The following is a 13101-nucleotide window of genomic DNA, read 5'->3' on the forward strand; positions in this document are numbered from 1 at the left end:
AATATAGGATTAAAAAATGAGTGAAGTAGAATATATGATACAACTAAAAGAAGTTAATAAATGGTATGGGGATTTTCACGTACTAAAAAATGTTAACTTAAATGTAAAAAAAGGTGAAAGAGTAGTTATTTGTGGCCCTTCTGGTTCAGGTAAATCTACAACGATTAGATGTATGAATAGACTTGAAGCTTTCCAAGAAGGTCAAATTATTATCAATGGTTTAGAGTTAACAGAAGATGTAAAAAGAATTAGAGAGATTAGAACACACGTTGGAATGGTGTTTCAACATTTCAACCTTTTCCCTCATCTCTCAATCTTAGAAAACTTGATTTTAGCTCCAACTTGGGTTGCTAAAAAGCCAAGAAAAGAAGCTATAAAAACTGCAATGCACTATTTAGAGAGAGTTAAAATTGCAGATCAAGCTGATAAGTATCCAAATCAATTATCAGGAGGTCAACAACAAAGAGTTGCTATTGCTAGATGTTTGTGTTCAAACCCAGATATTATGTTATTTGATGAACCAACAGCAGCACTTGATCCTGAAATGATTGGGGAAGTTTTAGATGTAATGACAGAACTTGCTAATGATGGAATTACTATGGTTTGTGTAACTCACGAAATGGGATTTGCAAAAAAAGTGGCAGACAGAGTTATCTTTATGGATGCAGGACAAATTGTTGAGGAAAACACTCCTCATGAGTTCTTTGATAATCCTCAATCAGATAGATTAAAACTATTTTTAGAACAAATACTAGATCACTAAAATGACTATATTTAACCTTTTTAAAATAGGTGTTGGGCCTTCAAGTTCACACACCGTAGGACCAATGCTTATTGCTAAAAGGTTTATAGAATTGATAAAAAAGCAAAATCACTTTTCAAATCTTGACAGAATCAAAATAGAATTATTTGGTTCATTAGGAGCTACAGGAATTGGACATCATAGTGATAGTGCTGTTTTATTAGGTCTATTGGGAAATGAACCTAAAACTGTAAACACAAGTACAATTCAAACAAAAATAAATGAAATAAAAAATTCTTTAAAAATAAAACTATTAAATGAAAAAGAGATTAATTTCTCCCCTAAAGATGATTTAATTTTATATAAAAATAAGACTCTTCCTTTTCATCCAAATGCAATAAAACTAAGTATTTATAGAAATAAAACTGAACTATTTTCTAAAATATATTATTCAATTGGAGGAGGAGAAGTTATAAGTGAAGATGAAATTCACAATGAAAAAAAAGATGAAAGAACTCTTCCTTATAATTTTTCTTCAGCAAAAGAGTTACTAGAGAAAGCAAAAACAAATAATTTAAGTATTGCACAACTTGTATTGGAAAATGAAAAAGTCTATAAAAATGAAGAAGATATAAAAAAAGAGTTACTTGAAATTTGGAATGTTATGAAAGAGTCTGTTTCAAAAGGACTTAGTAGTGATGGTATTTTACCAGGTGGACTTAATGTTCCAAAACGTGCTTTCAATATTCATCAAAAATTAAAAGCTAAAGTTCCCAATGATCCACTAGCAATTGTAGATTGGATAAACCTATATGCCTTAGCTGTAAATGAACAAAATGCTTGTGGAGGTAGAGTTGTAACTGCTCCTACAAATGGTGCTTCGGGAATTATTCCCGCTGTTTTGCACTATATAATAAATTTTTTAAATCATAAAAATAATGATGAAGTAGTAATTGACTTTTTATTAACTTCTGGTGCTATTGGACTTTTATATCAAAAAAATGCTTCAATTTCAGGTGCTGATGTTGGATGTCAAGGAGAAGTGGGAGTGGCTTGTTCAATGGCAGCAGCTGGTATGGCTTCATTTTTAGGAGCAAATAATAATCAAATAGAAAATGCAGCTGAGATTGGGATGGAGCATAATTTAGGGCTTACTTGCGATCCAATAGCTGGATTAGTTCAAATACCTTGTATTGAGCGAAATGCAATGGCTGCTATGAAAGCTGTAAATGCAGCTAGAATGGCTATAAATGAAGATGGCAAACATTATATTTCACTAGATTCTGTTATAAAAACTATGTATGACACAGGTAAAGATATGCAAAATAAATATAAAGAGACTTCTATGGGCGGCTTAGCCGTTAACTATATTGAATGTTAGAAAGGTAACCCTATGTTAAACAATACTATAAACAAAAAAATATCTACTCTTATTGGAATAACTATTCTTATTTTAATGACAGTATTTACAGTATTTATGATCAAAAATATCAATAGTAAACTAATTACAGACCTTGAAAAAAACCTGCAAGTACAAGTTGGTAACTACCTACAAACAACACAAATTTATAATGACACTCTTGAAAAAAACTCATTAACACTTTTTAATGTATTTGAAAAATCTTTTTTAAATCTAAGAAAAAGAGGAGAAAAAAGAGTTAAAATAAATGGTGTAGAAACACTTGCTTTATTTGATGGTTTTGCAAGATTAAATAAAAACTTTGACCCAGTTGATAGATTTGAAGAATTAACAGGAGCTGTTTCAGCTGTATATGTAAAAGATGGTGATGAATATATGAGAATTACCTCATCATTAAAAGATGAAAATGGCGAAAGAATTCTACTTGATACTATTAAAAAAGATTCAAAAACATATAAAAATATAAATGAAAAGAAAAAATTTATTGGGCTTGAATCTTTTGCGGGGAAAACTTATATGTCAGTTTACTCACCAATAATAAAAAATGATGAAATTATAGGTGCTTTATTTATAGGATATGATTTTACAAAAGGTTTAACAACCCTAAAAAAAGAGCTTAAAAAAGTTCTTATTGGAGATAGTGGATATATTTATATTCTTGATAAAAAAGGTAATCTTATTCTTCATAAATCCTTAGAAGGCAAAAACATATTTAAACTAAAAGATGCCAATGGAAATGAATTTATAAAAGAAATGATTAATAGTAAAAATGGAGTTCTTCATTATGAGTATGATGAAAATGGCTCAGTAAATAATAAAATAGCAGCCTTTACAACATATGATAAATGGGATTGGGTAATTGTTGCTGGTTCATATGAAGATGAATTTTTAAAAATATCTCAGGAAGTGCAAAAAATATTTATTATTGCTACTATTATTTTAACTCTTATTCTTTCAGTAATGATTTTTTTACTTATTACAAAAGTAATATCAAATCCTCTAGAAAAATTTCAAGATGGATTAATTGACTTTTTTAAATATTTAAATAGAACAAATAAAACTGCTAAGAAAATTGATATTAATACTACAGATGAGATAGGTAGAATGGCTAATGTAATTAATAAAAATATTGAAGACATCCAAATTCATTTATCACAAGACCATGATTTAATTGAAAATGTAAAAACTGTAGTAAGTAAAGTGAGCCATGGGCATTTAAATAAGCGAATACAGAATACTTGTGATAATACTTCACTAAATGAATTAAAAGATTTAATCAATAACATGCTTGATAAATTAGAAACATTTGTAGGTAAAGATATAAATGAACTAAGTAGAGTCCTAGAACTATACTCAAAAAGAGATTTTACAGAATCTTTAAATACAAGCAATACTGGAAAAATTGGAAAAGAAATTTTTAATATGAATGAGATTATTACTAAAATGTTAGTAGATAATCAAAATGATGGTCTAAAGTTAAAAAACAGTTCAACACAATTATCATCAAATGTAAATACATTAAGTACAAATGCAACTAATCAAGCAGCATCACTAGAAGAAGTAGCTGCATCTATTACGCAAGTTACTGAAAATATTAATCAAACAAGCAACAAAGCACAAAATATGTTTGACTTATCTTCAACAACAAAAAAATCTTCATCAACAGGTAAAAACTTAGCAAATAAAACAGTTCATGCTATGGATGAAATAAATGAAAAAGTTCAAACAATTAATGAGTCAATTAGTGTAATTGACCAAATTGCCTTCCAAACAAATATTTTATCACTAAACGCAGCAGTAGAAGCAGCAACAGCTGGTGAAGCTGGTAAAGGTTTTGCAGTAGTTGCACAAGAAGTAAGAAACCTAGCTTCAAGAAGTGCAGAAGCAGCAAAGCAAATTAAACAACTAGTTGAAGATGCTACTATTCAAGCTAAAGAAGGAAAAGATATTAGCTCTAATATGATTAATGGATTTGAGTCATTAGAAAGTAAAATAAATGAAACAAATCATATTATTACTGATGTTGCAAATGCAGCACAAGAACAAACAAAAGTAATGCTTCATATTAGTGATACAATAAATAAACTAGATAGATTTACACAAGAAAACGCACAAGTAGCAGAAGAGACAAATAGCATTTCTAGATTAACAGAAGATATTGCTAGTGCTGTTGTTGAAAATGTAAATAAAAGTGAATTTAAAGGTAAAAAATAGACTTTTAGGGGAATTAGCCAAAAGCTAACCAAACCCCTATTCCCATCATCATACTACCTGCAATTTTATTTATTAATCTTACATTTGAACTATTTTGTAATAACTTACGTAGAGTCTTACCACCTGTAGCATAAATAATTAAGCAAGAAAACTCTAATAGTAAAATCATAAAAATCAAAACTGTTAATTGTGATCCCATAGGTAAATTTTGATCAATAAAAGGAGGAAGAAGTGCTATAAAAAATGCCCAGCCTTTTGGGTTAGCAATTGCTGTTATAAAACCTTGCATCATTAAATTTTTCTTTGAAATACTATATTTACATTCATCAAGATTAATAGCCATTTTTCCACGTGATAACCACATTTGAATACCAAGATAAAACAGATATGCTCCCCCACCATATTTAAGTATTAAAAAAATTGTTGGATACTTAAGCATAATAGTAGCTACTCCAATAACAGAAGATGTAGCAACTAAACCAACTCCAACTAATTCTCCATACATCATATAAAGTGTATTTTTCAAGCCTATACTCATTCCCATACTAAGAGCTAAAGTCATACACATACCAGGTGTAATAGAAACAACAAAAAAAGTAGGAATAAATACAGCTAATAAAGATAAGTTAACAAAATCCACGAAAAACCCTTTACATAAAAATAATATTATATATAAAAAGTACTAAATAGCCATTGAATTTTGGGAACACTTAAGTAAATAGGACAATTTTTATCTTAATTAAAACTTAAATAAATTGACATGGGTCAATTGCTTTAGTTATCAATATTGTTACAATCATTTTACAAAACTTAAATATTTAAAGGAGAAGTTATGTCGCTTTCAAGAAGAGATTTCCTAAAAAGCTCAGCAGCTGCATCTGCAGCAGCAGCTATTGGTATGAGTGTACCTAATGAACTGCAAGCAAAGGCAAATGCAGCTCAAGGTGGTTGGAGATGGGACAAGGCAGCTTGTAGATTCTGTGGTACTGGTTGTGGTATTATGCTTGCAACAAAAAATGGTAAAATTGTTGCAGTAAAAGGGGATCCTGCAGCTCCTGTTAATAGAGGTCTTAATTGTATTAAAGGTTATTTCAATGCAAAAATCATGTATGGTGCTGATAGATTAAAACAACCTTTATTAAGAGTTAATTCAAAAGGTGAGTTTGATAAAAATGGAAATTTCGCTCCTGTTTCTTGGAAAAGAGCATTTGATGAAATGGAAGTTCACATCAGAAAAGCTTTAAAAGAAAAAGGTCCTGAGGGTGTTGGTGTATTTGCTTCTGGTCAATACACTGTTCAAGAAGGTTATGCAGCACAAAAAATGATGAAAGCTGGATTTAGATCTAATGCTATTGATCCAAATGCTAGACACTGTATGGCTTCTGCTGTTGTTGGTTTCTACCAAACATTTGGTATTGATGAACCATCTGGATGTTATGACGATATTGAATTAACTGATACAGTTGTAACTTGGGGTTCAAACATGGCAGAAATGCACCCTATTTTATGGTCAAGAGTTACAGATAGAAAACTATCTGATCCTAAAAAAGTAAAAGTTGTAAACCTATCTACTTATAGACATAGAACTTCTGACTTAGCGGATATTGAAATTATCTTTAAACCAAATTCAGATTTAGCTTTATGGAACTATATTGCAAGAGAGATTGTTTATAATCACCCAGAAGCTATTGATTGGGATTTTGTAAAAGAACATATTGTATTTGCTGCTTCTCCTGTAAACATGGGTTATGGTATGAGAAGATCTGATGAAAAATCAATCAAAGAAGGTAAATATACAGATAAAGAAATGGAAACTATTTCTAAAGAAATGTCAAAAATCGTTTCAGAAGATGAAGCTCCTGCACTTAAACCTTATGGTTATAAAGCTGGAGATAAAATGGTAAATAAACCTGCTGGCTTAAAACACTGGGAAATTTCTTTTGAAGAGTATAAAAAATTCTTAGAACCATATACAGCTGAATATACAACTCAAGTTTCAAAAGGTAATCCTGATGAATCTGATGAAGTATTTATGAAAAAAATCAAAGAGTTAGCAAACTTATATATTGAAAAAAATAGAAAAGTAGTATCTTTCTGGACTATGGGTATGAACCAACATACAAGAGGTACTTGGGTAAATACTTTAGCATATAATGTTCACTTCTTATTAAATAAACAAGCTAAACCAGGTTCTGGTGCATTCTCACTTACTGGTCAACCATCAGCTTGTGGTACAGCAAGGGAGGTAGGAACATTTGCACATAGATTACCAGCAGATATGATGGTAAAAAATCCTAAGCATAGAAAAATTACTGAGAATGCTTGGAAAATTCCAAAAGGCACATTAAATCCTGTTGGAAATCAACATATTATGAAAATCCATAGAGATATTGAAGATGGTGTTGTTAAGTTTGCATGGGTAAATGTATGTAATCCTTACCAAGATACAGCAAGTGCATCTCACTGGATTAAAGCAGCAAGACAAATGGATAACTTTATTGTAACTTCTGATGGATACCCTGGTATTTCAGCAAAAGTATCTGACCTTATCTTACCATCTGCAATGATCTATGAAAAATGGGGAGCTTATGGAAATGCGGAAAGAAGAACTCAACACTGGAGACAACAAGTACTACCAGTAGGTGATGCAATGTCTGATACATGGCAATGGGTTGAACTTTCAAAAAGATTTACAGTAAAAGATTTATGGGGTGAATATACTCTTAGAAATGGTAAAAAATTAGCAGATGTAAGAGCTGAAGCTACTAAAATGGGATATGATGAAAATACAACTATGTATGATATTTTATTTGCTAATGATAAAGCAAAATCTTATAAATTATCTCATGATGATGAAATTCAAGCAGGATATGACAACACTGATGGATTTGGAGATTCAAGAAATGTAATTGGATCTGATGGAAAACCATGGAAAGGTTATGGATTCTTTATTCAAAAATATCTATTTGAAGAATACGCAGAATTTGGTAGAGGTCATGCACACGATTTAGCTGACTTTGATACTTACCACAGAGTAAGAGGACTTAAATGGCCAGTTGTTGATGGAAAAGAAACACAATGGAGATTTAATACAAAATACGATCCTTATGCAAAAAAAGCAAATCCAAATAGTGATTTTGCCTTCTATGGTAAATTAGCAAAAGCCTTACCAAAAGGTGATTTAAAAGGTGTTACAGATAAAAATAAAACATCACTTAAAAATAAAGCAAAAATCTTTGCTCGACCTTATATGGATGCACCAGAAATGCCAGATACTGAATATCCAGTATGGTTAAGTACAGGTAGAGTTTTAGAGCACTGGCATAGTGGTACTATGACTATGAGAGTACCTGAATTATACAGAGCAGTTCCAGAGGCATTATGTTATATGCATCCAGAAGATGCTAAAAAGTATGGTGTAAAACAAGGTGGTTTATGTTGGGTTGAATCAAGAAGAGGAAAAGTAAAAGCTAGAGTTGAAACAAGAGGAAGAAATAGACCTTCTAAAGGACTTGTGTTTGTTCCTTGGTTTGATGAAAAAGTGTTTATCAATAAAGTTTGTGCTGACTATACTTGTCCACAATCAAAACAAACAGACTTTAAAAAATGTGCGGTAAAAATTTATAAAGCATAAATAAGGAGGGTGTATTGTTTTGAGCAATATTAATCCTTCAAATATAAAGAGTCAAAAATGAAAGCTAGTAGAAAAGAACCAATTAGTGATAGAAGAAGATTTTTCCTAAATATTGCAAGAGCAACAGGTCTTGCAGTATTAGGAGGTCTTACTTGGAGTGCCTATGTTGATGAAGTAAAAGCTTCAAAGCTTATACTAAGACCACCTGGTGCTTTAAAAGAAGATGATTTTCTTGCTACTTGTATAAAATGCGGTATGTGTGTTGAAGCCTGCCCTTTTGATACTTTAAAACTAGCAAAACCAGGTGATAACAAGCCCCTTGGAACTCCATATTTTGAGCCAAGAGATATTCCTTGTTATATGTGTACTGATATTCCTTGTGTGCCTGTTTGTCCCACAGATGCATTAGATATAAAATCTGTACAAAATGAAAAAAAAGAACTAGATATTAATAAAGCTAGTATGGGTGTTGCAGTTATTGATGATAATAGTTGTATAGCATTTTGGGGTATTCAATGTGATGCTTGTTATCGAGCGTGCCCTTTGCTTGGTGAAGCAATAAGTATTGAATATACAAAAAATGAAAGAACAGGGAAACACGCTTTTTTAAAACCAGTTGTTCATGCTGATGTATGTACAGGTTGTGGTTTATGTGAAAAAGCTTGTGTAACCCAAAAAGCAGCTATTTTTGTTCTTCCTAGAGAAACAGCTTTAGGAAAAGCAGGAGATTATTACATCAAAGGCTGGGATAAAAATGATGAGAAAAGACTTGAAAATGCCACAAGTAAAAAAAATACAACTGGTATAAATAAAAAGTCTGCCATTGATTCTTTAAATAGTGGAATGGAGGATTTATATTAATGAAAACTTTAATAAAAAAATATAAATTTCTTCTAGCTAGAAGAATCACACAAATTTCGATAATGTTTTTGTATGTTATTGCTAATGTCTATGGCGTAAATATCTTAATGGGAAATTTAAGTTCTTCACTATTTTTAGAATTTATTCCTTTAAGTGATCCTTATGCTGTAGCACAAATGTTCGTAGCAGGTGCAACAATATCATTTGACATATTATTAGGTGCATTTTTAATCATCCTTTTTTATATGGTTTTAGGTGGGAGAGCTTTTTGTTCTTGGGTTTGTCCTGTAAATATTATTACAGATACTGCAAACTATTTAAGAAGAAAACTTGGATTTAATCAAATCCAAAAAAAGCAACCTGCTTCAAGAAATATAAGATATTGGCTTATCGCAATTAGTTTTATAATTTCATTTTTTATGGGTGTTGCAGCGTTTGAATTGATTTCTCCTATTTCAATGGTACATAGAGGAATTATCTTTGGCCTTGGTTTTGGTTGGGCAACAATATTAGTGATATTTCTTTTTGACTTATTTGTTTTAAAAAATGGATGGTGTGGACATATTTGTCCTTTAGGTGGTGTTTATTCACAAATAGGAAGGTTTAGTTTTATAAAAGTTCATCATGATCATGAAACTTGTACAGCTTGTATGAAATGTAAAGAGGTTTGCCCTGAGAATCATGTTTTACATATTATTACAAAAGAGTCTGCTCCTATAATGGGAGCTGAATGTACAAACTGTGGAAGATGTGTTGAAGTATGTGATGATGATTCACTAAACTTTTCCATAAGAAAATTAATAAAGGAAAGAGAAAATGAAGTTCAGTAAAGTAACAATAGCAATCATAGCTGCTGCAGCAATATTTACTGTAGGGTGTGCAACAGCAACAAAAACAGTAAGTGAAGAGTCTTTAGGTTTAAGAAAAACTGATTTATATACAGAATCTACTACAACAGGTGATAAAACAAAGTATTCTGATAAACCAGCAGGAACTAGTAAAAAAATTGAAAGAGCCTTTGAAAATGCTCCTCCAATGATTCCTCATAGTGTAGAAGGAATGTTACCTATTACTATAAATAATAATCAATGTACAGCTTGTCATGAGCCTGCAATTGCTGAATCTATGGGAGCAACTCCAATTCCAAAGTCTCACTTTACAGACTTTAGACCAGAAACATCTTTAGCAAAAGATGGTAGAATAGTAAAAGAAGGTAAAAAAATTCAAAATACTAGTGATGTAAAAACAGTAAGTAAAAACCTACATACACTAGCAGGTGCAAGATTTAACTGTTCTCAGTGTCATGCTCCTCAATCAGAAGGTAATATAGTTCCTAAAAATGAATTCCAAGCTGAATTTAGAACTAAAGGACTTAATGAAAAATCTAACTTAATTGATACAATCAATGAAGGTGTAAAATAATATGAAAAGAAGAGAACTTTTTAGTTCTCTTGCTTCATCTTTTACGAAAAAAGAAAAGCAAGAGAAAATTATAAGACCTCCTTACTACAAAGATGAAGAAGTTTTTTTAACAAACTGTATTGAATGTAATGATAAAAAATGTAGTACAGTTTGTGAAGAAAATATAATTTTAATCTTAGAAGATAAAACACCTGCTATTAGTTTTGAAAATAGTGGTTGTACTTATTGTGATGAGTGTGCAAATGCTTGTGAACATGGAGTTTTAGAGCTTGAAAATAAAAAAAACATAGATGTTAAAATCGAAATTGATATATTATCTTGTTTAAGTTGGAATAAAACAATGTGTTTTTCATGTAAAGATCCATGCTTAGATGAAGCAATTGATTTTCTTGCTATGTTTAGACCTGAAATAAATAGTAATTGTACTTCATGTGGATACTGTATTAAATATTGTCCAGCAGATGCAATTAAGATAGTATAAAAGGAGTTTTTATGAGTATAAGTAGATATTTTATCCTTTTTAATTTTTTATTTATTTTTTTAAATGCAAATGAACTAAAACCACAATTTCAATATGAAGCAAGTGGAGCAGTTACTGAACTAATTTACAAAGAGAATAAACTTTATGCCTCAACAGATGCTTCTTGTATAGATATTTTTGATACAAAAACAAAAGAAAAAATTACAACTATTTTATTCCCTAAAATTAAAGACTTTATGGGAGATTTAGTTAATTCCAAAATATACAGTATTGATATTTTAAAAGATAAAGTATTAAGTGTTTCTCAAGGAGAAAAAGGTGGAAGAAATTTAAATATATACCAAGATGGTACTTTTAAAACTATAATTTCTGATAAAGAAAGAATGTTTATTGCTAAAGCAAAATTTTTAGACAAAAATAGAATAGTTTTTGCCCTACTTTCAAATGAAATATATATTTATGATATAAATACAAAAAAAAGAATCAAAAAAGTTGATGTTTCTTTATCAAAATTTTCTGATTTTGTTTTAAGTGAAGATAAGAAAAAAATAGTTGTTGCAGATGAAAGTGGTGTATTAAAAATGCTTACAACTGATGATTTAAAGCTACAAAAAGAGTTCAAAAATCAAAACCTAGATAATGTTTTCCAAGTTGCTTTAAAAAATCAAATTATAGCAACAGCAGGGCAAGATAGAAGAGCAGTAGTTTATGATATTTTAAACAATAAAGCACAATATATAACTGCACCTTTTTTGATTTATAGTGTAGGATTAAGTCCAAGTGGAAAACAAGCAGGAATTGCTTATGATGAAGAGAATAATATTTTAATCTTTGATACAAAAAATAAAACAAAAAAAGCTATATTAATTGATAATCTAGCAATTATTTCAAAAATTATTTTTATAAATGAAAAAGAAATTTTTGTATCAAGTGATGACAAAAAAATAAACTATTATAAAATTAAGGAGTAAAATATGAATATTTCAAGTATTGTAGTACAAACACTACCAGAACATATAGATGAAGTTGTAGAATCACTTAAAAAATGTGATGTATGTGATTATCACATGCATGATGAATTAGGAAGAGTAATTATTACAATCGAAGGTAAAAATGTTGAAGAGGAATTAAAAAAACTAAAAGTTATTGAAAATATTCCTCACGTAGCAAGTGCTGATATGCAAATGGCTTATAGTGAAGAAGAGTTAAGTTCACACTTAGAAGTACTTGATAATGCAGAAGCTGTTCCAAAGATTTTAAATGAACAAGATATAGACCCTAAAGATATAGTTTATAATGGAGACTTAAAAAGAAAAGATTTAATAGGATTTGCAAAAACTTTTGATAATACAGGAGAATAAAATGCAATATAATTCAAGCCAATTCTTATGTGAAACGATTGTACCTAAAGGTGAACTAATTGTATCAAGAACAGATTTGAAAGGTATTATTACTTATGCAAATGATACCTTTGCCCAAATCTCAGGATATGAAGCAAATGAATTAATTGGAGAACACCATAATATAGTTAGACATCCAGATATGCCTAAGGCTGTATTTAAAGAATTATGGGAGAGTCTACAAAAAAATGCTAAATGGAGTGGCTATGTAAAAAACCTAAGAAAAGATCAAGGTTTTTACTGGGTTTATGCAGAAATTTCAGGTGTTTACAAAGATAATAAACTAGTAGAATACAAATCTCTTAGGACACCTATTAGTTTTGATAAAAAGCTTGAATATCAGATAAAATATGATAAATTAAGACTAAAAACAAATGATTGTGTTAGAAAGATAATTTATGAAAAAATAAATTGATTTACGTTTCATTCACAATTATATAGTATTATACTTTATGAAAAAAATACTATTAAGCATAATACTATTATATCTACAGGTTTTTGCCAACTCAAATATCAAAGCTTATGCTATTGGAATTTTTGATAAAAATGGCAATGGTGAAAATATACAACATCTTAGAAAAACAAAAAGCAATTATGATGGTTTATGCTACTCAAAAGTAATAGTTTTATCAAAATCTCATATAAATACTCCACAAGTTACAATAGGAAATTCAAGAGGTCACTTCATAAAATCCATTCCTATTTATAATAAATATAAAATAAAAATGGCAGAAGAGTTTACATTTAAACATTTCAATGTTACAAGAGGATATTTTGAAGTAAAAATTGATGGAAAGCTATATGATACTAAGGTTTTTATAAAGTAACAATTTTTCTATAAAATAACATTATCTATATAAACTTTTTTCTTTATTACATTTTAATTACAATTTTTAAAAGTAAATAAAAATTTACTAAATTTAATTT

Annotated in this window: 13 protein-coding genes; 12 read left to right on the forward strand and 1 reads right to left on the reverse strand. The window is 29.7% G+C overall.

The window, feature by feature from the left end:
- Nucleotides 1-16: 16 nt before the first annotated feature.
- From ACH5BH_RS04930 to ACH5BH_RS04940, 3 genes are read left to right on the forward strand one after another with little or no spacing between them, the layout of a single operon-like run.
- Nucleotides 17-763 (forward strand): amino acid ABC transporter ATP-binding protein, encoded by a 747-nt coding sequence (locus tag ACH5BH_RS04930; protein WP_490372057.1) that lies wholly within the window; start codon nucleotides 17-19, stop codon nucleotides 761-763.
- A 1-nt stretch (nucleotide 764) separates the two neighbouring features.
- Nucleotides 765-2123, forward strand: a complete 1359-nt coding sequence (locus ACH5BH_RS04935; protein WP_423297642.1) for an L-serine ammonia-lyase — start codon at nucleotides 765-767, stop codon at nucleotides 2121-2123.
- Between the two features lie 12 nt (nucleotides 2124-2135).
- Nucleotides 2136-4376 (forward strand): methyl-accepting chemotaxis protein, encoded by a 2241-nt coding sequence (locus tag ACH5BH_RS04940; RefSeq protein ID WP_404305872.1) that lies wholly within the window; start codon nucleotides 2136-2138, stop codon nucleotides 4374-4376.
- A gap of 13 nt (nucleotides 4377-4389) precedes the next feature.
- On the opposite strand, the gene ACH5BH_RS04945 is transcribed toward ACH5BH_RS04940, so the two are convergent.
- Nucleotides 4390-5016, reverse strand: coding sequence for a LysE family translocator (locus ACH5BH_RS04945; RefSeq protein ID WP_423297643.1), 627 nt, complete (start codon nucleotides 5014-5016; stop codon nucleotides 4390-4392).
- Between the two features lie 192 nt (nucleotides 5017-5208).
- Here ACH5BH_RS04945 and napA point away from each other — a divergent pair, with 192 nt between their 5' ends.
- Genes napA through ACH5BH_RS04990 form a run of 9 tightly spaced genes read left to right on the forward strand, consistent with a single transcriptional unit; the run spans nucleotide 5209 to nucleotide 13001 of the window.
- Nucleotides 5209-8010, forward strand: coding sequence for a nitrate reductase catalytic subunit NapA (gene napA / locus ACH5BH_RS04950; protein ID WP_404305876.1), 2802 nt, complete (start codon nucleotides 5209-5211; stop codon nucleotides 8008-8010).
- 57 nt (nucleotides 8011-8067) lie between these two features.
- Nucleotides 8068-8871: a ferredoxin-type protein NapG gene (napG, locus tag ACH5BH_RS04955; RefSeq protein ID WP_423297644.1), complete on the forward strand. Its 804-nt coding sequence runs from the start codon at nucleotides 8068-8070 to the stop codon at nucleotides 8869-8871.
- Nucleotides 8871-9701 (forward strand): quinol dehydrogenase ferredoxin subunit NapH, encoded by an 831-nt coding sequence (napH, locus tag ACH5BH_RS04960; protein ID WP_423297645.1) that lies wholly within the window; start codon nucleotides 8871-8873, stop codon nucleotides 9699-9701. Before napG ends, napH begins: the two co-directional genes overlap by 1 nt.
- On the forward strand, nucleotides 9688-10293 hold the full coding sequence (locus ACH5BH_RS04965) for a nitrate reductase cytochrome c-type subunit (RefSeq protein ID WP_404305882.1): 606 nt from the start codon (nucleotides 9688-9690) through the stop codon (nucleotides 10291-10293). The genes napH and ACH5BH_RS04965 overlap by 14 nt, the downstream gene beginning before the upstream one ends.
- A gap of 1 nt (nucleotide 10294) precedes the next feature.
- Complete coding sequence (locus ACH5BH_RS04970) at nucleotides 10295-10774, forward strand: ferredoxin-type protein NapF (RefSeq protein WP_423297646.1); 480 nt, start codon at nucleotides 10295-10297, stop codon at nucleotides 10772-10774.
- An 11-nt stretch (nucleotides 10775-10785) separates the two neighbouring features.
- Nucleotides 10786-11745 (forward strand): WD40 repeat domain-containing protein, encoded by a 960-nt coding sequence (locus ACH5BH_RS04975; RefSeq protein ID WP_423297647.1) that lies wholly within the window; start codon nucleotides 10786-10788, stop codon nucleotides 11743-11745.
- Nucleotides 11746-11748: 3 nt separating this feature from the next.
- Nucleotides 11749-12135: a chaperone NapD gene (locus ACH5BH_RS04980; protein ID WP_404305887.1), complete on the forward strand. Its 387-nt coding sequence runs from the start codon at nucleotides 11749-11751 to the stop codon at nucleotides 12133-12135.
- A gap of 1 nt (nucleotide 12136) precedes the next feature.
- Nucleotides 12137-12589 carry a PAS domain-containing protein gene (locus tag ACH5BH_RS04985; protein ID WP_404305889.1) on the forward strand — a complete coding sequence of 151 codons (453 nt, stop codon included), beginning with the start codon at nucleotides 12137-12139 and terminating at the stop codon, nucleotides 12587-12589.
- Nucleotides 12590-12626: 37 nt separating this feature from the next.
- Nucleotides 12627-13001 carry a hypothetical protein gene (locus ACH5BH_RS04990; RefSeq protein ID WP_404305891.1) on the forward strand — a complete coding sequence of 125 codons (375 nt, stop codon included), beginning with the start codon at nucleotides 12627-12629 and terminating at the stop codon, nucleotides 12999-13001.
- Nucleotides 13002-13101: the final 100 nt, after the last annotated feature.

Source organism: Arcobacter rhizosphaerae, from assembly GCF_049472155.1.
Lineage (GTDB): Bacteria > Campylobacterota > Campylobacteria > Campylobacterales > Arcobacteraceae > Arcobacter_B.